Raw genomic sequence first — 22652 nt, forward strand, 5'->3', positions numbered from 1 at the left:
AATAAAGAATAATAGAGAGAAAAAGGAGAGTATGGAGATGAAACGCAGCTTAGAACAACGACTTAAAGAAGGAACGGTTATTGCCGGAGAGGGTTTCTGTTTGAACTGGAGCGCAGAGGCTATTTACAGCGGGCTCCTTTGTACCGGAAGTGGCACTGGAAAATCCGGAGCTCTAAAAGAACATACCGTGATTCATGAAGGCGGGGTCTGATGTGGTACTGGCTTTCACCTACAACGCCCATAGAGAAAAAATGCGCATCATCGGCAAGGAAGATTTGCTGGAACCGCTAACAGAAGTGCGATCCGCTTAGCGAAGGAAGTAGCTAAAGAACATCCGACGGAAGAAGCATTGGTAGCGGGTAATATCTCCAATACGAATATTTTCGATCCAGAGGACCGGAATCGAAAGAAAAAGTCAGAGGCATGTTTGCCTGAGATGATCGGATGGTGCAAGAAGAAGGCGTTGATTACATTCATGGCGAAACGTTTTACTACCATGAGAGGCAGAAATCGCACTGGAGGAAATCCAGAAGCAGGGACTGCCGGCTGTCATTCTGCTTGGACTAATGGGTGAAAATATACTACGGGACGGCTATAGCGTAGAAGACTCTTGCAAAAACTTCTGAGAAAGGCGCACTGGTCGTCGGAATGAATTGTTTCCGCGGACCGGATACGATGCAGCCATACCTCGAAAAAATATGCGCTCAGGTGGATGGTTACGTAGGCGGACTGCCCGTTCCTTATCGCACCACCGAAGAACATCCGACATTTTTCAACCTGCCTGATGGCGGATGCAGCTGCCATCTGCCGACCGAAACGACATTTCCAACGGCACTGGAGCGCTATCCCACAATCGGTATGAATTGGCTGAATGGGCAAAAGAAGCAAAAAAATCGGGGTCAATTACATCGGATTATGCTGCGGTGCTTCCCCGGCTATGTCGGGCGGTTGCTGAAGCAACAGGAATGGAAACCTCAATTCACAATACTCGCCTGATATGGAAAAACATTTTCTGTTCGGTAAAGACAAGACATTAAAACAGCACAACCTAAGCTATCGTTCAAAAGCCTAAAGAGTAGATGATTTTATATCTTATGTAAGTTGATTAGAACCAGATAGTACGACTAATGCCAGCTTGTCCTTTGGAATTATCCATGGGAAAGGCTGGCATTTTATTGCTGCCGCAGATCAACTTATCTCCCATTTGAATGGATAGAGAAATGCACTGGAGTATTTATTTAGATCTATACTTATACCTGTAAATTCAGCATAGTTTCCCCTCTTCACCCTGACGAGTACAAACTTATTTTCACTGCGTCTTTTCGAAAAAAGGAATTTAATACCAGCCGCCGAATATATCTAATAGCAGGTTGTAAAAAATCAATCAGCCATCTTTTTATTTTTGACTGTACAATCAGGCATATCTATTTAAGTTAAAGGAGCTATTATGACAAAATCCTGATAAGAAACTAACCATGTGGGCTTTTTTTGTAAACGCCTTGAGCGCTCCCAGAAAAAATATTAAGAAGGATCATCATTTAACGATTATAAACAGTATCTCTCTATTGTTCCTTCTTTTGCTTGCCTTTGTCTTATATGCAGTTAACCTAATCATTATGGGAACTTTTCTTCCTGTTTATGAAACATGGGAATATTTATGTACATTTTTTTGGGACAAACATTGTTTGTGCTAAGTGTTCCAGCCGTGCTTGTGAACTTTTATGTGATCCGCTGGTTCAGCAGGCGTTACTCTGCGACTGAAAGAAGTACGCAAAATTTTCAGTGATATGGTAACACTCTCTATTATGTATATTGCTTTATAATCTCAGTTTTTCTTTTTATTCCTACCTGGGTTCATGGCGGTCGATTACTTATCCCTTGGAACGTTGTTCATTATTCTCACGTTTGTTTTCTATTTCTGCCGCTCCTTTCATTTAGTAAAATACTACGTATCAGACAGCCAAAAAAATACCTCTATGATTATGCTTCTGTACACAGTAATACTTCTTGTCTTATTCCTTTTTCACTTAGGTATGTTTCTGTCGTTTGGTCCCTTTAATGTCAGCTGAAGACTGCTCTCAAATGGTCTGGTTCCATTTGAAGAAATTCAATTATAAAAGTGCTCCCCGTTCCTGTAAGTAAAGCATGCTTTCAGAAAACTTGGTCCACCAGCCGGAATAAATAAGATTGACATGTTCGTCAGAGAAGAGTACATTATAAGAAATAACTTGATATCCTTTGGAAAAAGGGGAGTAGCTTTTCAATAAAATCGTCAGTACGGGAGAAATCCCCGGTTTTATTGGCAGCCAGTATGCTGTTAGCGAGACCTTTACCTATGAGACAGGTGAAGGCTTTTTTGTGTACCTTCACCGACTCAGCGGTGAAGGTTTTTTGTGTGTATACGCAGAATTCATATCACGGCAGGATACTAAGTTTGTCTTGAAAAGGAGAAGATAAACGTGAAAATTTAGTCCGCTGATGGAATATGGATAGATGCCTATCGTTTTGATACTTATGGAAGGAATACTAAACACATTATTAAATATCTTGTGTTCTCTTTAAACTATTTAATAAAAACAAAAAAGGAACGGGGGATGGAGAAATGACTAAAGGGGATTATCAAGCAGGAAAAGAGACCCTGACCGTTATAGGGATCGGATTAGGTTTAATGATCATAGTGTTTACCATTATCCATTTTGCATTTGGAGTCCCAATCTTCCCTTCTTAAAGAGGAGCAATAGAAACTAAAGGAGAGTCTGTGGTGGAAGAATGGATTATCGACTTTATCGAACAATTTGGGTATGCAGGCGTCTTTTTCCTTATTGCGCTGGAAAACGTTTTTCCCCCGATTCCGTCCGAAATCATTTTAACATTTGGTGGTTTTGCAACGACTACCTCTTCTCTTCATATACCGGGTGTTGTGGCGGCTTCTACCCTGGGATCGGTCTTTGGTGCACTGATCCTTTATGGGATCGGGCGATTAATCGACATAGATCGTATGGAAATCCTCGTGGGAAAATACGGCCGCTGCCTTCGAATATCCAAAAAAGATATTCGGCGGGCTGAGTCATGGTTTACAAAGTATGGTGTATGGACCATCTTCCTCTGCCGCATGATTCCGTTGGTTCGAAGCCTTATCTCCATTCCGGCAGGGATGTCTAAAATGAATATATCCGTTTTTCTGCTATTTACAACGGCCGGAACTCTGATTTGGAACATTATTTTAGTAAATTTAGGAGCCGCTGTTGGAGAATCCTGGACAGACATTTTAGAATTTTTGGATATTTATTCGTCCATTGCTTACGTTTGTATAGGAATAGCCCTTTTATGGGTACTGTTTCTTTTTTCAAACGATTTCAAACAAATGGAAAGAAAGAAGAAATAAACAGGTAGTATACGAAACATAAAATTTATACTTTCGAAGTAAACAAAATAGCAGGAGTGATATCAAAAAATGAATTCATTTAATACTAACGCAAAAAAGAATCAGCTGGACTCTAACACCATAACACGTATAGCCTCAGGCACAGCTATACTTTTACTACTCAGCAGCTTGTATCTAATTATATTTAACTCCACCATCTTATATACCGGGATAGAGGGATACGTGGTTCTATTGCTTTTGATAGTACTCCTTTTATTATATGCGGTTAGTTTAATGACCGGAGAACTCTTTGCGGATTATATCATTAGAAAACGCAATAAATAAAAAATCCATCGTTTATCTCCGGCTTGGTATTACACGGTGAAAGATTTTATATAGCAAACCCTGCGTCGTGCAGATAAAGGCAGTTTCGTCTTATAATAATCACATAAAGGAGGAATATACATGACTGTAACCATTAAAGCTTTTTTGCAGGCGGAAGCTGGAAAAGAAAAAGACTTGAGAAAAGAGCTTAAAAAGGCAGTGGCTCCATCTCGTGCAGAAGCCGGCTGCCTGGAGTACGTATTATATGAATCAGAAGCGCAGGACGGGGTGTTTATCTTTTCGGAAAAGTGGAAAGATGAAGAAGCCGTTCAGCAGCACATCCAGACTGATCATTACCAGGCCTACCGCGAAAACACAGAGAATCTCGTTGTTTCCCGGGAAGTATATAAAGTACAACCTGTAGAATAACTAAAAAGAAGCTGCTCACCGGCAGCTTCTTTTTGTCTATTATTGCGGTTTTGCTTTTTTCGCATGAGCCGCAGCCTTCACTTCTTCAGGCGTGGTTCGATTGTCTTCTGCTTCTTTCTTCGTCGCTTCATCCCCGCACACAACGTGATCTACTTTATTCTTGAACGCTTCGTACCCCTGCTGTGCGACTAGCTCTTTATCGTTTTTGTTTCTTTCATCGCCGAAATACGTAGAATCCATACCGGCGTTATGATGGAAATCTGTATTGGTCGCACCGGGAAGCATCGCTGTTACATTGACTCCTGTTTCTTTTAACTCTTCTCTCAGCGATTCCGCGAACATAAATCCAAAGGCTTTAGAGGGACCGTATACTGTTTCATACGGAGTCGGCAGCGTCGCAGAGACAGATGACACGAGCAGTATGTTCCCCTCTTTATTTGGAACCATATGCTGCACGACGCGTTTTGCCATATGCACCGTTCCCTTAATGTTAATATCGATTAACTTTAATTCCTCTTCTAAATCATTCTCCAGAAAAGAACTGCCCATACTAACACCGACATTCAGCACAGCTGCATCCAGCTTTCTATTTTTGTTTTTACAAACTGCCAGAATGCTTCGACACCTTCATAGGTAGAGGCATCGGCCTGGAGAGGATACGCTTCGACTCCATAGCTTTTGATAGTCGTTTCTGCTTCAAAAATCCGCTCACTAGAGCCTGAAACCGCAATATCATACCCATCCTGAGCGAATAATTTTGCAAGTTCCAGCCCTAATCCGGAAGAAGCTCCTGTGATCATGACAAACGGACGTTCATTAGACATAGTATCTACTCCTTTTATCTTTCAATTGCTACCATGTGAAAAAGCACAGCTGGATTCCATTAGCTGTGCTTCTTCCATAAATGGCCCATAATACTGTTTATTTGTTATTGGTTAAGGCTTTTCATCTGCTCTGCAGGATAACGTTCGCCGGCAAAAGCACCACGAGGGGCTATTTTATCGATTTGTTCAAGGTCCTGCTTCGAAACGTTTACCTGCAGCGCCCCAAGGTTGCTGTCCAGATATTTGCGGCGTTTGGTTCCAGGGATGGGAACAATGTCTTCTCCCTGAGCAAGAAGCCAGGCTAGAGCAAGCTGGGATGGTTCACAGCCTTTTTCTTCAGCCATGTCTTCTATTTCTTTACCAGATCGATATTTTTCTGGAAATTCTCGCCCTGAAAGCGCGGGTTGTATCGGCGGAAATCGTCTTCTTCCAGATCATCGAACGTTTTTAACTGGCCGGTCAAAAGCCGCGGCCAAGCGGGCTGTATGGAACAAACCCAATGCCAAGCTCACGGCATAGTGGTAGAATTTCTTCTTCTACGTCCCGGCTCCATAGGGAATATTCTGTCTGCAGCGCAGTAATCGTATGCTCCTGATGCGCTTTTTTATTGTTTCGGGGAAGCTTCGGATAACCCTAAATAACGGACTTTGCCTTCTTTTACGAGTTCAGCCATGGCGCCCACGGTCTCCTCGATCGGCACCTCCGGGTCCACACGATGCTGGTAGTATAAATCGATATAATCGATTCCCAGTCTCTTTAAACTATCCTCACACGACTGCTTCACATAGTCCGGATGGCCATTTACTCCCTGAAAAGAGCCGTCCTGCCCGCGAACATTACCGAATTTTGTAGCCAGTACTACGTCATCGCGGCGGTCTTTTATTGCCCGTCCGATCAGCTTCTCATTGTGGCCGACGCCATACATATCGGCTGTATCCAGAAACGTGACTCCCTGATCAAGCGCGTGATGAATCGTTTGTATGGACTCTTCTTCGTTTCCTTTTCCGTAAAATTCAGACATGCCCATGCATCCAAGTCCAAGCGGTGACACTTCAAGTTCTGACATTCCCAGTTTTCTTTTTTGCATGTCTTGTCATCCTCTCTTTTTACGTACTTTCTATTCTTTAATAACATTTCGTAACTTTTTTGTACATAAGTAAACTTTCCTCTTTTTTAAATGTTTAAACCTTTTCCTTAAAGAAAATACTCTAAACGCAGAGGAATCATCATCCGTCTAATGAAGCAGACAGTATTTGCTTTTAAGTGGATAATTATGGAATATAAGGTTATAATTATTTTTGTTAAAAAAATTTAAATCAACCAGATACACTCAGAGGACGCAATGGACAATAAAGCAATGGATGCATTCGCAGAAATATGACGGAACAGCATAACATTCCCGGTACAATGATTGCCATAAATAAAGATGGTGCTGATTACTTACAAGAGAGGTCTTGGGTACCGCGATGTCGAACAAAAGCTTGCAGTGTCGGACGAGACGGTTTTCGGAATTGGAAGTATCACTAAGTCGATGACTTGTGTTGCCATCCTGCAATTACAGGAAGCCGGAAAACTCTCCGTCCATGACCCTGTACTTACCTATCTGCCGGGTTTCTCAAACGCCGGATGAATCGAAAACAAAGCAAATGACGATTCATCATTTCCATGACGCATTCTTCCGGTATTCCTCCCCTGCCCACCTTATTTTATGCCAACAAAAACAGCATCGAAATCGAAGGATCCAAAGAGCAGTATGAGGCGATGGGAATTACTTGGGATGAGGAAAAAGGATCCATTGAGACCAATGCAGATCTGCTCGCTTTTCTCGCTGATTTGGATTACACCCTTCTCGGAGAGCCGGGTCAATATATGAGTTATTCCAACGTGCCTACGCGCTTCTTGGTATGATCATTGAACGTGTGAGCGGTCAGACGTATGGTGACTATTGATCGAACATCTATTCAAACCGCTGGGGATGAAAAAAACATTCTTATCCCCCGACACGCTTCAAGATCAAAACGACGTTACCCTTCTTTATACTCCACAGCCAAATGGGGATATGGCTGCGTTTTCCTTATGGTGGGATGCCCCTCCTATGTATCCTTCCGGCTACGTTAAATCAACAGCGGAAGATATGCTGCCGCTATGGGAGCTTTTTTCGAATCATCACCCACAGGTTCTAACACAGGAGAACATTGATGCAATGATGTTTCCTCATATTCAAATGCAGCCCGGTATATACTATGGGTATGGCTGGATGGTTTCTCCGGATTATTTTGGAACGACTCTTATTGAACACAGCGGCGGCATCAAAGGAGCTTCAGCTTCTTTTGCAATTCTGCTGAGAAAGGCATCAAAGGAATCAGCTTATAACAAATGCGACAGGAGCGCCAGCCAACCCTATGCTGATGGTGGATTAAAATCGCAAATGAAAGAGAGCCAAATGAGAGTTATCTTCCATACGGCGATTATGAATCGAGTAAAACAGAACGCCAATCGATGGTTGGCACGTACACCAGCCAGGAAGGCAATAGAGTGGAAATGAAAGAGCAGGATAACCAGCTTCTCGTTGTCTTATATGGAATGGAAATTCCCGCACCCCGTCGGCCCCCTCCAGTGGACCATTCCTTTTCAGAATCAGGTTATCTACATCGGAGGCATACGTATCGATAACGAGATCAAACGCATTCACTTTGCAGGGCGTCAGTTATCGAGAGACGAAGGAAACAACTGCTAACATAACAATAGAGAGAAGACGCTTTAATAAGCATCTTCTCTCTATTTTTTAAATGGCTTTTATTTTTCTTCTTGTTTATGCAGTTCGAGTTCAAGGTGAATTTTTACATCTTCACCGACAAGAACGCCGCCTGTTTCTACTGTTGCATTCCATGTCAGACCAAACTCTTTCCGGTTAATGACGGCCTGGCCAGTTACTCCAGCTACTGTGTTTCCACTCATAGGGTCTTTGCTCTGCCCTTCAAATGTTGTATCAATCGTAATTTCCTTGGTCGTTCCTTTGATCGTAAGATCTCCGGTCACATCATATTGACTGTCTTTTGTTTTGTAATATTTTTCGCTTTAAATGTAATGTTAGGATGATTGTCCGCATCAAAGAAATCAGCAGAGCGAAGATGGCCGTCCCGATTTTCTTCGCGGTGTTTATGCTGGCAACCTCGATTGCTATTTCAGCCTCAGAATTTGTTAGTTCATCTTCATCTAATACGAGCGTTGCATCGAATGTTTCAAATGTTCCTTTAACCCTTGATATCATCATGTGCTTTACGGAAAAACCAATTTCACTGTGTGCAGGATCAATGGACCATACTGTTTTTGTCATTCAAAATTCCTCCTGTAGTTTTATTAAATAAACGATATACGATACATTCATATATCGGCAGAACATGTGTTATGTTTAATTATACCATTTTTAAAGCCGCTTCATGCCCGCTCGTTTCTTTATGTAATCTAAACTCATTACATGATAAAAGGCTGACTAGGATTCACACCACTACAATGTTAAATTTGGGGAGGATCATAATGGAAAAAAAAGCTTTACTGCTGGTTGATGTTCAAAATGCATTTTATGATTCGACATGGGGAGAGCGGAACAATCCAGATGCCGAAGAAAATATCAGTAGATTAGTAAAAACATGGCGGAAAAAGGACTGGCCGGTTATCTACATACAGCATGTATCCGACAATCCTTCATCGCTGTTTTATAGTAAGGGTACAGGTGTCGAAATCAAAGACATGGTTAAACCGCTGGAAAATGAAAAAATCATCAAAAAGAAGGTCAACAGCAGCTTTATAGGAACCGACCTGGAACGTTACTTACGAACAAACGGCTTATCCACAGTAGTTATAACGGGGCTCACTACACCGCACTGCGTGTCGACAACTACGAGAATGAGCGGTAACCTGGGGTTCGATACCTATCTCATTTCTGATGCTGTCGCAGCCTTTGGGATAACGGATCATACGAATACCTACTACGATGCAGAAACAATCCATACCCACTCTTTGGCTGCACTGCATGACGAATTTGCTGTTATTTTATCAACGGAACAGCTTTTGAATGATATTTATTAAAACATTCTCGTTAATATTAAGGGAATCTCTATGAGATCCCCTCTGCTTCTTTATTTTAAAAGGGAGATTTCCTCTTTTTTTAAGAACAGCAGGCAGCTGCATCACTTAATGCGTCTTCGGGAATGAATACTCTATTGTTCTCAATCTTATATGGAATATTATTATTATCCAGTCTTTCTACATTTGTATTTCCATTTTCTCCCCATTGTACGTATTCTCCATCGTACTCTGTTTGGCAGGCTGTCAGCGTTATACTCAGTAGAAATATAGTCATAAGGCCTACTTTCATCTTCATAAACCTCCACCTTCTCTGAAATAACTTGTTTAGTATTCAAGTCCATAAAGCACTTTACAATATTACTGGTTTAGCGGGCATATTCATTCCAGTATTATTCTCCGTTCTGGGAATAATTTGCGGTGCTTTTTCCAAGAAAGAAGTTCGATTTTTTTTGATTAGTATTAATTTTATCATTGCATTCTTACATGTATTCGTTATTCTTATTGCTGTTTTTGGTTTTACCAATCCTTAAATATAATTGCTGTTACGGTGTTTTCGTATTTTAAAGTAAAAATATGTCTCGCATACGCTTCCCACCCCTGCCAGGGTAAAGCCTATAATCATCCAGTTATTAAATGTAAAAGATTCATTAATAGAATTCGTAATTAAACCTACTAAAGCAATCGTCATTCCCAATTTAAAAATCAAAACACTTATTTTTTTCCCTGTCATAACAATTCTCACCTACCAGAAGTATGTTTAAATCTATTTAAGAAAAATCAGCCCTTGTTTTCATAAGAATGTGTATCTTGTTTAAATCTTTTAATTATCTGTTTCCAACAAGGAAATAGTATGTATAACAGAATAACAGCGCAGACAACTGACAAAAATCTCGACAAATTTGATGTACTAATAAAAAACGTATAGGCATTAACAAAAAAAGCAGGACAACATTATTCCAATAGCCAGCTCTCCAATAGAATCTCCATCGTTTGATTTATTTCCCATTATCCACCCTCCCAATTTATTTCCAGTTTAACATAAGACTCCCCTTCCTTTTTTATCACTATCCTATTAAGTGAACGCTTGAGAAATGAAATAACTAATCTTTTCCATAAGGTTTTATATATATTGTAAGCAATCGTATTGACTTTTTCTGCTATTTTAGATAGGTTATTTAATGTTGACTAAATCGATAGGTTTTTATAAAGGAGGGTTTCATTTGAAGCAGTTGATTAAAAAATATTTTGAAGTGTCATTGATTAAAAAAATTACCGTTGCTCTTATAGCTGGTATTGCAGTTGGACTTATATTTGGGGAAAATGCCTCTGTGCTTGAACCATTCGGCGATCTGCTGATGCGGCTCCTGCAGTTTATTATTATTCCACTTATTTTATTTACGCTTATTGTCGGGGTAAACCAGACAACGATAGAGGGACTTGGCCGTATGGGCGGAAAAGTATTTCTCTATTACGTCGTTACCTCCGCTGTTGCTATTATTGTCGGTATTTCTGTCGCCAGTCTCTTTAACCCGGGGACAGGAGTTACACTCGACGGCAGCGAAAGCTTTGAATCGCCCGACAGCCCGGGATTGACAGAGGTAATCTTGAGTATTGTACCGGATAACATCGCTGTCGCTTTCACCGAAATGAACCTGCTCGGAATTATTTTTACCGCGATCGTGTTCGGTATTGCGATTTCCTACCTGCGCTCCTCTTCTGCTGCAGGAGATATGGGAGAACGACTATACCGCGGCGCAGAAGCGTTGAATGAAATGACGATTACCGTCATGAAAGGAATTCTGCAGTATATTCCATTCGGTATCTTTGCTATTATTGCCGGCATCGTCGGCAGTCAGGGTGTAAGTACCCTGCTCTCACTTGGAAACTTTATACTCGTATTATATGTCGCGCTTGCTGTGCAGCTGGTCCTGTATATAGGACTGCTGCTGGCGACGAAAACCAAACTCGGCGCCTTTTTCAAAGAAGCCCGCACACCAATGCTCACTGCTTTTGTCACCCAAAGCAGCACGGGCACGGTTCCCATTACACTTAATGCCGCTAAAAATCTCGGTATTCGACAAAGTTTATACGGATTCAGTATTCCGCTCGGCTCTACAATCAACATGGATGGCGCTGCGATCCGCGTAGCTGTATCCGCCGTGTTTGCTGCTAACGTTATCGGCGAACCGCTTGGCTTTGTAGCGATTCTGCAGATTGTGCTGATCGGTACACTCGCTACCGTCGGTACAGCCGGAGTACCTGGAGCCGGAATTATTATGATCGCCACGGTTTTTGCCCAGCTCGGACTTCCGATGGAAGCTGTTGCACTGCTGGTAGCGGTCGACGTGCTGATCGGCATGGGTGCCACAGCGCTTAATGTAACAGGTGACCTGGTCGGAACTAGAGTTATTGATAAAACAGAGAAACACAAAACAGAAACAGACGCATAAAGAAAACGAGCAGGGAGATAAGTCCCCTGCTCGTTTTTTACTGTTCTTTTTGCTGCTGTTGAATAGTTTCTTTCAATTCCTGATACCCCAGCTTCATATTTAAATAATCATCAATCAGCCGAGTCGTGCGGTCCAGCTCTTCTTTATCTTCATTCTTTAGCTCATAGCCAATTTCCAAAGCCAGCTCCCGGTGCGCGTCCGCAAGGACATTCTCCGGGAATCCTTCGATATTCTGCTTCATAATCGTCAAATCAATAACGCGGGTTAATTTATAATCGAGCATAAAAAACCTCCTAAAGTCTATGACATAGAATACTTAAGAGTTCTATTCCCGGTTTGTGATTGTTTAAGCAAGTTTGCTTTTAAATGTTTTTAAGACTAATAATAAATGAACTAATGGTAAGGACCACCATGCATTATCCTAAAATTGTAATTTTATTAAAAAAGCGCACCCAGCCCTCCGGCTGCATGCGCTTTTTTCAAATCTTATTAAACTAAATTCCCCTGCTTTTTTTCTTCCTGTTCCAGGTTTAGTGCTTTTGCTGTGGATTCGTGCAGCTCGTCGACCAGTTCGGGGTGATCGGACAGCTGTTTGCCGTAGGATGGGATCATTTCCTTGATCTTTGGCTCCCAGCGGCTGACTTTGTCCGGGAAGCATTTCTGCATGACTTCCAGCATAACGGCAACTGCCGTAGATGCACCTGGTGAAGCACCTAACAATGCCGATACCGAGCCGTCGGCCGAGCTGACCACTTCGGTACCGAACTGCAGCGTTCCTTTGCCATCGGCCGTGTCTTTAATAACCTGCACACGCTGGCCGGCAACGAGAAGCTCCCAGTCTTCACTTTTTGCTTCCGGTACGAAGTCGCGCAGTTCTTCCATCCGCTGCTCTTTATTGAGCCTTAGCTGGTTAATCAGGTATTTTGTCAGCGGCATATTCTTCATACCTGCCGCTGACATCGTAATCAGGTTGTTGGCCCTGACCGATGTAAAGAGGTCCATATTTGATCCGGTCTTTAGGAACTTCGGTGAAAAGCCGGCGAAGGGACCAAAGAACAGCGACTCTTCTTTATCAATCAATCTTGTATCCAGATGGGGCACGGACATTGGAGGGGCTCCAACCGGCGCTTTACCGTAGACTTTCGCACGGTGCTGTTCAACAATTTCCGGCTTCTTGCATACCATGAACATGCCGCTTACAGGGAATCCGCCAATACCTCTGCTTTCCGGTATGCCTGTCTTTTGCAAGAGATGAAGACTTCCGCCGCCTCCGCCGATAAAGACAAACTTGGCCTGATGATGTTCTGTCTTACCGGTTTCCAGGTTCTGAATTTTCAGCTTCCATCCTCCGCCGCTCACACGCTTAATGTCTTCGACCTGGTGCCTGAATTTCATATTAACATTCTGGCTTTCCAGATGATTAAACAGCTTGCGTGTTAAAGCGCCGAAGTTCACATCGGTTCCCGCATCAATTTTTGTCGCAGCAATTGGAGCGTCCATTGAACGTCCTTTCATCATTAAGGGGATCCACTGCTTCAGCGTTTCCTCGTCTGTTGCATAATCCATTCCCTGAAACAATGGGTTTGTAGATAAGGCATCCAGTCTCTTTTTCAGAAAGTCCACGTTGTCTTTTCCCTGGACAAAGCTCATATGCGGTACCGGCATAATGAAGTCTCTTGGATTCTGAATTCTCCCGCTCGTGACAAGATAGGACCAGAACTGCTTGGACAGCTGGTACTCTTCGTTTACTTTGACGGCTTTACTGATGTCAATGGAGCCGTCCGGCTTCTGGTCCGTGTAGTTAAGCTCACAGAGGGAAGAATGGCCCGTGCCTGCGTTGTTCCATTCGTTGGAACTTTCTTCCCCTGCTCCGCTCAACCTTTCAAACATCGTAATGTTCCATTCCGGCGCTACTTCTTTTAAAAGTGAACCGAGCGTGGCGCTCATAATGCCTGCGCCAATTAAAATGACGTCTGTAGAAGTATGTTCTTTACTCATGTTATCGCCTCTATATCTTCATTTTTATTTGAGAGGATGTAAGCGTTTTACTTTTTGATCTTACATAACGTTGCCGTACATCCGCTTTATACACATAATTACCTCATTATATTGTATCATCATCGTTCCAAGATGAGAACACCGGGTCGTGTTTTAATACAGAAATTATTTTATCTATTGTTATAGTATACAGTAAATATATACCCATTTCTATGTTAAATTATTCACGTTCATTTTTCCGGTTTCTATAATATGGTACGATAATGAAAATACACTCAAGGAGAAAATATGGAGCATTTAATCATAGAAAATCATTCATTTACCAGACCTGCTATTGATTCCATGCCCGTACAGGCATTAAACAATCAACCTGTTATTTACATTTTGTATCAAAACGCTCAGCCAAAACCAACGGCCTATATCGGCCAATCTGTTCAGGCGGTGCGGCGTCTGCAGAACCATCTCAGCAACCCCAAGCGCAAAGGACTGCACTCTATTCTTATTTACGGGCATAAAACATTTAATCAGTCAGCTACATATAATATCGAATCCAACCTGATTAATTATTTTATTGCCGATAATAAGTACATGCTCCAAAATGTCAGCCAGCGGGCCTCCAGACAGATGCACCAGTATTACCAGAAAAGCTATTACAATGAGACTCTTTTTAAGGAAATCTGGCAGCACCTGCGCAGTATGGAGTTGGTTTCTTCATCGCTGGAATACTTAGAGAATAAAGATCTGTTCAAGATTTCTCCTTTTAAAGAGCTTTCTCCGGAACAGGTCGATGTGAAAGAAAAAATACTCGCCTACTGTAAAGAAAATAGTAAACAGACCGAGCATCAGGTTTTTATCATCCAAGGGGATGCCGGCACCGGTAAAAGCGTACTGCTCAGCTCTTTGTTTAACACCATCCAGGATGAAGCCGGTGATCCCGGATCGACGCTCTACAAAACGAAAAACTACCTGCTTGTTAATCATGCGGAGATGCTGAAAACTTATAAAAATATGGCAGACAGCCTCCCTAACTTAAAAAAGAATAATTTTGACAAACCGACATCGTTTATTAATAAAATGACGAAACTCGATCAAACAGCAGATATTACGCTCGTAGATGAAGCGCACCTTCTGCTTACAAAAGAAGATTCCTATAATAACTTCAACGCGGCCAACCACCTTCAGGAAATTATGAAGCGCAGTAAAATCACCATTATTATATTCGATCCAAGTCAGGTGCTGAAAATAAAAAGCTATTGGAACGAAAAGATAATGCAGGATATCAGCAGGCAGTATAAAACCAAAACGCTCCCGCTTACTTCTCAGCTGCGGATGACTGCAGATCAGTCCGTCGTAGACTGGATTAATGCTTTTCTTGAAAAACGGGTGCCGGCTTTTCCAAGAAACCGGCCGGACGACTATGAGTTTCAGCTCTTTGACGATCCGGATGCCTTCCGCAGTGCCATCGAGGAAAAAAATGAAGAGTACGGCCTCTCCCGGGTTGTATCAACATTTGACTACCTGCATAAAAAGGACGGCGGCACGTACTACGTTGATGAAGATGGTCTGAATATGCCGTGGAACCGGACAGAAGATAAAAAGACCTGGGCCGAGAGCCCTCAGACGATCAAGGAAGTAGGCTCTATTTATACCGTGCAGGGATTTGATCTAAACTATGCCGGTGTTGTGATCGGCCCTTCCGTAAGCTATGATGAACACACGGACAGACTGGTCATTGATACGGCGAAATACCAGGATAAGGGCGCATTCACGACTAGAAAAGATTATACCCAGGCACAAAATGAACAAATGAAAGAGGAAATTATTCTAAATTCGCTTACTATGTTAATGAAACGGGGAATCCACGGTTTGTTTTTATACGCTGTTGACCCTAAACTGAAAAAGAAACTACAGGCGGTCAGTAAAGGAGCGGACGATGAGCGACATTAATCAATTAATAGAAAGCATTAACCACTTTCGGGACGAAAGAAACTGGCGGCAGTATCATAACCCAAAAGATCTGGCAATTTCCCTTTCCATTGAAGCTTCTGAACTGCTGGAGGATTTTCAGTGGAAAACCAGTGACGAAGCACTACAAGCCAATGGAGACAATATTCAGGAAGAAATAGCCGATGTGCTTATCTATGCATTGATGATGTGCTCCGACCTGGATCTTGATGTGAAAGAAATTATTGAACATAAATTAACAAAAAATGCTGCTAAATATCCGGCTGATTCCAGCTGAACGTTTAGCAGCATTTTTTTATCTTGTTCGCTTAAATCATAACCTTCTCTTCTTGTTTAATCGAGCGCTTTACCGCATGCACGACTTTCATTGTTTCCAGCGCATCTTCTCCTGTGACAAAAGGCTTTTCTTCCTTATAAAGAACGTTAATAAAATGATGCAGTTCCCGGGCGATCGGATCATTCATATCCGGCTGTTGATTCTCATGCTGAAGCGGCTCATACCAGCCGTGCTCCTCTTCAGTATAGCGGTACACGTCCAACTGCGGAAACGAAACGCTGCCACGGCTGCCAAAGAGGTGGTAACAGTTTTCTTTATAGGACACATACTTTGGATTCTCCCGGGCAGTCACTTCGTAGGACCACGGAGAAGGAGCACCGTCTGAGAGGAAATACGTAAAGGATGGCCCTTCTTTAGTTTCGAGCAGTATCGACGCTGAATCTTCCACTACGTTTCCCCTGATACTGTTCTGCGCTGCAGCATAAACGCTCGTAAATGTCAGCTTGGTTACAAAACGAAGATTGTCTATATCATGGGTGCTGTTAATGAGCAGCGGTCCCCCGCCTTCTTCCGTACGCCACGCTTCGTTATAATACTCTTTATCCTTAGCGAGTGCCCACACCATCGTTCCGCCTATCAGCATTCCCAGCTCGCCCGAAGCAACGATCTGTTCCAGCCGGCGTACTTTACTCGAAAAGCGGCGGTGATGACCTACGGCAAGAGAGACCCCATACTCACGGCACACGTTAATAATGGCCTCTCCTTCTTCGATCGTCGGAGCCAGCGGTTTCTCCACCAGCACATCTATTCCCCGTTTGGCACAGGCTTCTGCCGCTGGCAGGTGAAGCTTGTTGGCAGAGCAATCACGGCCCCGTCCGCCTCCGGGTGTTTATCCAGAAGCTCCAAATAATCTTCATAGACCGGTACATCAAGCTCTTCTGCCTGCCTGCCGCGTCCCGCTGCGGCAATAAGAACGGCGTTCTCCGTATGCTTTACCGCTTTTGCAAACGCCCAGCCGTGATTCAGACCCAGTACTACTATTTTTTTCATATATCCTGTCTCCTTACCTAAAATTTCGGGCATAAAAACCGTCTGTTTCCAGACGGCCGGGTGCTTATTTTTCTAACTTTTCCTGTGCTTCCACTTTGCCATGAAGGTTTTTGGAAGGACCTGCCTGCAGCATGTAGCTTCCGCCGTCATGACCGATCAGGCGCCGTGCCTCTTTTGCGGACGCAATAACTTTATCCAGATCTGCTCCTGTCTCCACTCCCATTTCATGAAGTGCATGAACCAGATCTTCTGTCGCTACGTTTCCGGAGGCCCCCGGAGCATAAGGGCATCCGCCCAGTCCCGCGATGGAACTGTCAAAACGGGTCACTCCCTGCTCGAGGGCAGAGACCGTATTGGCAATAGCAAGGCCTCGTGTATTATGAAAATGCATAGAGAACGTTACCTGTTTGAATTCATCCTGAAGCTGGCCGAGCATGTCATACACCTGCTTTGGATTCGCCATACCTGTTGTATCGGCAAGTGATACTTCCTTGATGCCCATTTTTTCATACCGCTCGAGAATGGGACGAAGCTGCTCTACTGAAACTACTCCTTCGTACGGACAACCAAACGCCACCGATATCGATCCGCCTACTTTAACATCGTGTTTTTCAGCCAGCTCTATAATTGGCTCCAGCTTATCCTGGGCTTCTTTTACCGTGGCATTGGCATTGGACAAACTGTGCGAATCTGTTGCGGAGAGCATAAGCTTCAGCTTCGTAATACCGCTGCTGATCGCACGCTCTGCGCCTTTTACATTCGGTACGAGCGCCCGGAATGCCAGATTGGTTTCATCCTGTACAGCACGAACGACTTCTTCAGCGTCCCGCAGCTGAGGGATTGCCTTTGGATGAACAAATGATGTTACTTCCATCGAGGTAAGACCTGTCTGGGCTAGCTGGCGGATGATTGCTATTTTGGTTTCTGTAGGAATCCACGCATCTTCTGCCTGGAACCCGTCCCGCGGCGCCACTTCGCAGATAACTGCTTTTTAGGAAGAATCATAGAGGAGGTGCTCATCATTAAATCACTCCTTCTTCTTTTAATGCGGCTACTTCTTCAGCGGAAAAGCCTAGTTCGTTCGTTAGAATATCTTCGCTGTGTTCGCCAAGTTCCGGGGCACGCATACGGATACTTCCCGGCGTTTTTGAAAATTTGGGTACAACGCCCGGCACCTTTATTCTGCCGAGTCGCGGGTGCTCCACTTCTACAATATTTTCTCTTGCCTTGTACTGAGGATCATTAAAGATATCCTCAATGGTTAGAATAGGACTGACTGGTACGCCGTAGCTGTCGAGCTTTTCACTTATTTCCGCCTGGGTGAACTGCTTGATCCAGGTACTGACGATTTCCTGCACATCGTCATCATGCTTCAATCGCACGGCATTCGTGTAATAGCGGTCATCTTCGAGCATATCTTTGCGGTCCATCGCATCAGCAAGCCGGTCGAACGTCGAGTCTGTACTGCACACAAGCACCATGAACTTTCCGTCTTTTGTCTGATACGTGCCCGCCGGACTGGAATGGCCGGAAAGACCCGGGCTGCGTTCGCGTATTTTCTGATTCTGATCGTATTCTGCTACGAGAAATTCCAGCATACGGAATATCGATTCATACAGGCCCATTTCGACTTCCTGGCCTTCGCCGTCTTCACTTACATCCCGGCTGTACAGTGCACTTACTGTCGCAAGACCGATGTGAATGCCGGTAATATAATCCAGCAGGGAGTAGGATGGGCTGACCGGCGGACGATCCGGATATCCCGATATCCCGGTATGTCCGCTGAAGGCCGTTCCCGGGGTGCCGAATCCGGCTTTTTCCCGGTATGGTCCGGTCTGGCCGTAGCCGGAGACACGCGACATAATCAAATTTGGATTCATTTGTTTCAGCTCTTCGTATCCCAGTCCCCATTTTTCAAGCGTTCCGGGACGGAAGTTTTCTATCAGTACATCGGACCCTTTAATTAATGATTTAAAGATCTCTTTTCCTTTTTCGGTACGGATATCAAGCGTAATTGATTTTTTGTTCCGGGCCAGCCCCGGCCAGCGCAGAGGCTCGTCCCCTTTCCATGGGCCTACTGTGCGCAGGGTGTCTCCTTTTCCGGGGAGCTCTATTTTTATTACCTCTGCACCAAAATCACCTAAAAGGGTCGCGCCGAACGGCGCAGCAATCATTGTAGATATATCCAGTACTTTAACCCCGGTCAGGGGTCCAGCATTTTTTGCAGTCATGCTGAGTCCCTCCTCTCGTTTTGTATCTCTCGTCTTTCTTTATATAGAGTGTGCGGCATGTTGTTTTACAAACGATTTAGCTGACTCCAGACAGCGGCGGGCAAACTCTTCATGCCCGAGCTCCTGAGCTCGTTTAGTATGGGGAATTTCCAGTGAATAAGGCATATCCGGCAGTACATTTATCATTCCTGCCAGATCAATGCTTCCTTCTCCAACATATAGACGCTCTTCTCTAAGAATCCTGGTCATCTCTTCTTCAGATGCCGGCTCGTGTCCGGGGGCATCACAGAGGTGCATGTAGCGGAACCACTCTTTTGGTACACGGCTCAATGCTTCCAGCGTATCGCCGGACCGATAAAAATGATGGGCATCAATCATCAGGCCGGAATTGGGCTGCTTTGCTTTCTCGAGCATGTCCACCGCCCCGGCCAGCGTCGTAATGCTCGCAATCGGCACGAATTCAAGCTCCACGGTCAAACCGTACGTATCGGCAAGCTCGCAGACCTTAACAAAGTTGTTCAGGGCATAGTCGCTGTCATCGGTCCAGACGCTGCTCAGCACGTGACGCCCGCCGAGCTCGGCCGCTACTTCAAAGGCGGGCTCAAAATTTTTCGGATCAATTCCTTTATCAATTCGGGCCAGTTCTATATCAAGAAGACCCAGTCCGGTCTCTTTGAGAGCGGTTTTCGTATCCCGCAGCATTTTTTTATTAGCAGCCAGTTCATAATTCTTTTCCCCTGGCAGCCCCATATAGATCGGCCGCAGACTGACAAAGTCATACCCGGCGCGGGCCGCCAGATAGGTCAGCTCAGGTGGTGCATAGTCCAGTGCTGTTAGATGAGCCAGTGAAAATTGCTTATTCATGGCATTGTCCCCCTTTCTGGATGTCATTACAGGCTGGCGTGGTGTACTTTTTTATCAGGAGAGTAAATGTCCATAATGTTCCAGTGGCCATCTGTCGGTACTGGATTATTAATCATTGCCACATCGAGGACGAACGGCACATTCGCGTTCACTGCTTTTTCAAACGCCGGCTTAAATTCGTCTGCCGATTTTATTTTCAGCGATTCAATTCCGTATGCTGCAGCAATAGCAGCATAATCCGGAGTATACGTCTCTCCGTTGCGCTTGAAGACCGTTCCATAGGTCGTGTCATAGTGGGCTTTTTCCAGGCCGGCAATCGTTCCGTACGCTGAGTTATTCATGACCACCCAGATCACCGGTATATTTTCTTCCGCAGCCGTAGCAAGCAGGGCGGGGTTCTGGCCGAATCCGCCATCGCCTACCAGGCTGACAACCACTTTATCCGGCGCAGCAATCTTTGCTCGAGCGCGGCCGGTGCACCAAATCCCATCGTTGCGTATCCGCCCGGTGTAAGCACCGTGCCTGCTTCATATACAGGAAACTGCTGGCCCATACCGTTTTTATTCCAGCCTACATCTGTTGTGATATACGCATCGCGCGGGAGCACATTACGCACTTCTGCCAGAATACGCTGCGGCATCATAGGAAAGCTGTTATCTTCCACAAGCTCCTGGTTCTTTTCAGCAAAGTCCTCGCGGTATTCCATAATCCGGCGGCGTACGTCATCGTTTTTAAGACCTTCCGGGTGCATTTGTTTCGCTTTACGCAGCAGCACGCCCAGCGCCTGCTTTAAATCAGCCACGACTCCGATTTCTGCCGGGTAGTTGCGGCCGATTTCACCAGGTTCGATATCAATATGAATTAATTTGGTATCCGGAATGCTGAACGTGTACTCGTCTTCCCAGGAGCTGCTGTCTGCTTCAGCGAAACGAGTGCCAAGCGCAAGCATCCAATCCGCCGTTCTCGTATAATCATTAATGAATTTTGTGCCCCAGAATCCTGTCATTCCCAATGTGAGATCGCTTTCATCCGAGACAGCACCTTTTCCCATGAGCGAGTGGCTGACAGGGATACTCAAATGCTCCGCCAGTTCACGCAGCTCGGCAGCTGCATCTGCCAGCATAATTCCGCCACCCACATGGAATACCGGCTTTTCTGCCTTGGTCATTTTTTGAATAATTTCCTCAGCCTGCGTATCATCTATAGACGGCTTCGCCAGCGATTTTGTATGGGCGCGTCCTGAATCAAACAAAGACTCTTCTATCTCTTTGGAGAATATATCCATCGGAACGGAAATGAGAACCGGCCCGGGGGTTCCTGTTTCAGCCAGCTGGAATGCTTTGTTTAAAATCTGCGGGAACAGGTCTTCGCGGTCCACGCGCCACGCGCGTTTTACAAAAAGGACGGTAAACTTCATACTGGGAAGCATCCGAATGCATGTTCATTTCCTGATGCGGATGCTTTCCGTAAAAGTGACTCGGAATATCTCCTGCGATAACGACCATGGGAATCGCGTCAAGTGCAGCGTTGGCCACACCCGTTGAGGCGTTTGTCATGCCGGGCCCTACGTGGCTGAGAAGAACCGATGTCTTATTTTTTACTCTGGCGTACCCATCTGCCATGTGAGCGGCGACCTGTTCGTGCCGTACGTTTATAAAATCAATAGAGCTTTTTTCTACCTCTGCCAGAACCGCAATGTTCGTGTGCCCGCACAGTCCGAATAAATGCTCCACCCCTCTGTTTTCCAAGTCCTTTACGAGTAATTCCGACACTAACTTTTTCATCTTGCATCCTCCTTAAAGTTAATAATAATTTTTCCATAATGACCGGATACGGCATCTTCATAGGCTGTTTGATAATCTTTGAGGGCAAAAATCTTGGAAATGACCGGCTCTACATTCAGCGACGGGCGCTTTAAATAGTCCATGCTCGTTATAAAGTCTTTTGGCGCCTGGTAAATGATCGATCCATAGACCGTTACTTCCTTGCGTACTGCCTTGGACACTTCCAGATCTGCGTGCGGGGCCAGGCCGATAACGACGATCTCGCCTCCCGGCTTAACGATGTCGAGGCTTTTTTCAAATGTTCCTTTCGCTCCGGCCGCTTCAAGTACATAATCATACTGATTCTGCTCTGCCTGCCCGGGAGTCATTGTATGAACCTGCTTATAGTGCTGGTTTACTTTCTGCAGTTTTTCTTCGTTAATATCAATCGCTGTTACGTCGGCTCCGAGATGTTCGGCCAGCCCTATCGCAAGAATACCTTCGGTGCCGCAGCCTACGATTGCTATTTTTGTAGAAGCATCTACCCTAATTTTTCGAAATGCATGGACGATCACGCTGAACGGCTCCACGAGTACTGCTTTTTCATCACTCAGCTCTTCCGGCACGGGGATGGCATACTTTTCATTTATCGTAAATTGTTCCGCAAACCCGCCGTCTACGTTAATACCGAGGGATTTCTTTTCCGGGCAGATATTTGTCATGCCTGCTGCGCAGTACTCACATTCTCCGCAATAGGAATTAGGCTGAATCACAACCCTCGTCCCTTTTTGTAAAAGAGCATTTTCTCCTGTTTCAATAATTTCGCCGAGCAGCTCATGTCCCGGTCGCACAGGATAGCTTGCATGAACAATCTTTCCCTTATACACGCCTACATCTGAACCGCAGATGCCTCCGTAAAGAAGCTTAATTTTAATGTCCCTGTCCTGGAGGTTCTCTTCTGAAGCATAGGTCTGCATTTCGATATGACCAGGCTCTGTCATAATTAATCCGTACATAGTGTCAC

General features: G+C 44.5%; 18 protein-coding genes and 5 pseudogenes. 10 read left to right on the top strand and 13 right to left on the bottom strand.

The window, feature by feature from the left end; genetic code table 11:
• Positions 1-37: 37 nt before the first annotated feature.
• From MMY81_RS35150 to MMY81_RS10340, 3 genes and pseudogenes are all read left to right on the top strand, one after another.
• A pseudogene (locus MMY81_RS35150) lies at positions 38-1072 on the top strand (homocysteine S-methyltransferase family protein).
• A 1689-nt stretch (positions 1073-2761) separates the two neighbouring features.
• A complete protein-coding gene (locus MMY81_RS10335) occupies positions 2762-3385 on the top strand; it encodes a DedA family protein (protein WP_252312802.1) in 624 nt (207 codons plus the stop codon).
• A 444-nt stretch (positions 3386-3829) separates the two neighbouring features.
• The gene (locus MMY81_RS10340; protein ID WP_252312803.1) at positions 3830-4117 is read left to right on the top strand and encodes a putative quinol monooxygenase; all 288 of its coding nucleotides are present in this window, start codon (positions 3830-3832) and stop codon (positions 4115-4117) included.
• Between the two features lie 39 nt (positions 4118-4156).
• On the opposite strand, the pseudogene MMY81_RS10345 reads toward MMY81_RS10340, so the two are convergent.
• Both MMY81_RS10345 and MMY81_RS10355 read right to left on the bottom strand, forming a co-directional pair.
• Positions 4157-4941, bottom strand: a pseudogene (locus tag MMY81_RS10345) (SDR family NAD(P)-dependent oxidoreductase).
• 104 nt (positions 4942-5045) lie between these two features.
• Positions 5046-6028: pseudogene (locus tag MMY81_RS10355) on the bottom strand (aldo/keto reductase).
• 339 nt (positions 6029-6367) lie between these two features.
• Here MMY81_RS10355 and MMY81_RS35155 point away from each other — a divergent pair.
• From MMY81_RS35155 to MMY81_RS10365, 3 genes are read left to right on the top strand one after another with little or no spacing between them, the layout of a single operon-like run.
• On the top strand, positions 6368-6571 hold the full coding sequence (locus MMY81_RS35155; RefSeq protein ID WP_374561640.1) for a serine hydrolase domain-containing protein: 204 nt from the start codon (positions 6368-6370) through the stop codon (positions 6569-6571).
• Between the two features lie 35 nt (positions 6572-6606).
• Positions 6607-6849, top strand: a complete 243-nt coding sequence (locus tag MMY81_RS10360; protein WP_252312806.1) for a hypothetical protein — start codon at positions 6607-6609, stop codon at positions 6847-6849.
• Between the two features lie 37 nt (positions 6850-6886).
• Entirely contained in the window at positions 6887-7486 is a 600-nt protein-coding gene (locus MMY81_RS10365; protein WP_256497882.1) for a serine hydrolase, read from the top strand.
• A 251-nt stretch (positions 7487-7737) separates the two neighbouring features.
• On the opposite strand, the pseudogene MMY81_RS10370 reads toward MMY81_RS10365, so the two are convergent.
• Positions 7738-8278 (bottom strand): annotated as a pseudogene (locus MMY81_RS10370) (YceI family protein).
• 194 nt (positions 8279-8472) lie between these two features.
• Between MMY81_RS10370 and MMY81_RS10375 the strand changes: the two are divergent.
• Positions 8473-9030 carry a cysteine hydrolase family protein gene (locus MMY81_RS10375; protein ID WP_374561677.1) on the top strand — a complete coding sequence of 186 codons (558 nt, stop codon included), beginning with the start codon at positions 8473-8475 and terminating at the stop codon, positions 9028-9030.
• A gap of 79 nt (positions 9031-9109) precedes the next feature.
• On the opposite strand, the gene MMY81_RS10380 is transcribed toward MMY81_RS10375, so the two are convergent.
• Entirely contained in the window at positions 9110-9325 is a 216-nt protein-coding gene (locus MMY81_RS10380) for a hypothetical protein (protein ID WP_252312809.1), read from the bottom strand.
• A 925-nt stretch (positions 9326-10250) separates the two neighbouring features.
• On the opposite strand from MMY81_RS10380, the gene MMY81_RS10385 reads away from it, so the two are divergent.
• Positions 10251-11480 carry a dicarboxylate/amino acid:cation symporter gene (locus tag MMY81_RS10385; RefSeq protein ID WP_252312810.1) on the top strand — a complete coding sequence of 410 codons (1230 nt, stop codon included), beginning with the start codon at positions 10251-10253 and terminating at the stop codon, positions 11478-11480.
• Between the two features lie 37 nt (positions 11481-11517).
• Here the strand turns inward: MMY81_RS10385 and MMY81_RS10390 are convergent, their stop codons facing one another.
• The gene (locus MMY81_RS10390; protein WP_252312811.1) at positions 11518-11763 is read right to left on the bottom strand and encodes a hypothetical protein; all 246 of its coding nucleotides are present in this window, start codon (positions 11761-11763) and stop codon (positions 11518-11520) included.
• Between the two features lie 206 nt (positions 11764-11969).
• Positions 11970-13478: a malate dehydrogenase (quinone) gene (mqo, locus tag MMY81_RS10395; RefSeq protein WP_252312812.1), complete on the bottom strand. Its 1509-nt coding sequence runs from the start codon at positions 13476-13478 to the stop codon at positions 11970-11972.
• 288 nt (positions 13479-13766) lie between these two features.
• Between mqo and MMY81_RS10400 the strand changes: the two genes are divergently transcribed.
• Complete coding sequence (locus MMY81_RS10400; RefSeq protein ID WP_252312813.1) at positions 13767-15425, top strand: DUF2075 domain-containing protein; 1659 nt, start codon at positions 13767-13769, stop codon at positions 15423-15425.
• Positions 15412-15720, top strand: a complete 309-nt coding sequence (locus tag MMY81_RS10405) for a nucleotide pyrophosphohydrolase (protein ID WP_252312814.1) — start codon at positions 15412-15414, stop codon at positions 15718-15720. The genes MMY81_RS10400 and MMY81_RS10405 overlap by 14 nt, the downstream gene beginning before the upstream one ends.
• A 31-nt stretch (positions 15721-15751) precedes the next feature.
• Here the strand turns inward: MMY81_RS10405 and MMY81_RS10410 are convergent, their stop codons facing one another.
• From MMY81_RS10410 to MMY81_RS10440, 7 genes and pseudogenes are all read right to left on the bottom strand, one after another.
• The gene (locus tag MMY81_RS10410) at positions 15752-16522 is read right to left on the bottom strand and encodes a Gfo/Idh/MocA family protein (protein ID WP_252312815.1); all 771 of its coding nucleotides are present in this window, start codon (positions 16520-16522) and stop codon (positions 15752-15754) included.
• A 2-nt stretch (positions 16523-16524) separates the two neighbouring features.
• Positions 16525-16770, bottom strand: a complete 246-nt coding sequence (locus tag MMY81_RS10415; RefSeq protein ID WP_252312816.1) for a Gfo/Idh/MocA family oxidoreductase — start codon at positions 16768-16770, stop codon at positions 16525-16527.
• A gap of 64 nt (positions 16771-16834) precedes the next feature.
• The gene (locus tag MMY81_RS10420; RefSeq protein WP_252312817.1) at positions 16835-17743 is read right to left on the bottom strand and encodes a hydroxymethylglutaryl-CoA lyase; all 909 of its coding nucleotides are present in this window, start codon (positions 17741-17743) and stop codon (positions 16835-16837) included.
• Positions 17744-17792: 49 nt separating this feature from the next.
• Positions 17793-19001: a CaiB/BaiF CoA transferase family protein gene (locus tag MMY81_RS10425; RefSeq protein WP_252312818.1), complete on the bottom strand. Its 1209-nt coding sequence runs from the start codon at positions 18999-19001 to the stop codon at positions 17793-17795.
• 39 nt (positions 19002-19040) lie between these two features.
• On the bottom strand, positions 19041-19865 hold the full coding sequence (locus MMY81_RS10430; RefSeq protein WP_252312819.1) for a sugar phosphate isomerase/epimerase family protein: 825 nt from the start codon (positions 19863-19865) through the stop codon (positions 19041-19043).
• 26 nt (positions 19866-19891) lie between these two features.
• Positions 19892-21649 (bottom strand): annotated as a pseudogene (locus tag MMY81_RS10435) (thiamine pyrophosphate-binding protein).
• Positions 21646-22644, bottom strand: a complete 999-nt coding sequence (locus tag MMY81_RS10440; protein ID WP_252312820.1) for a zinc-dependent alcohol dehydrogenase — start codon at positions 22642-22644, stop codon at positions 21646-21648. The pseudogene MMY81_RS10435 and the gene MMY81_RS10440 overlap by 4 nt, the downstream one beginning before the upstream one ends.
• Positions 22645-22652 lie beyond the last annotated feature (8 nt).

The organism is Sinobaca sp. H24, from assembly GCF_023845525.1.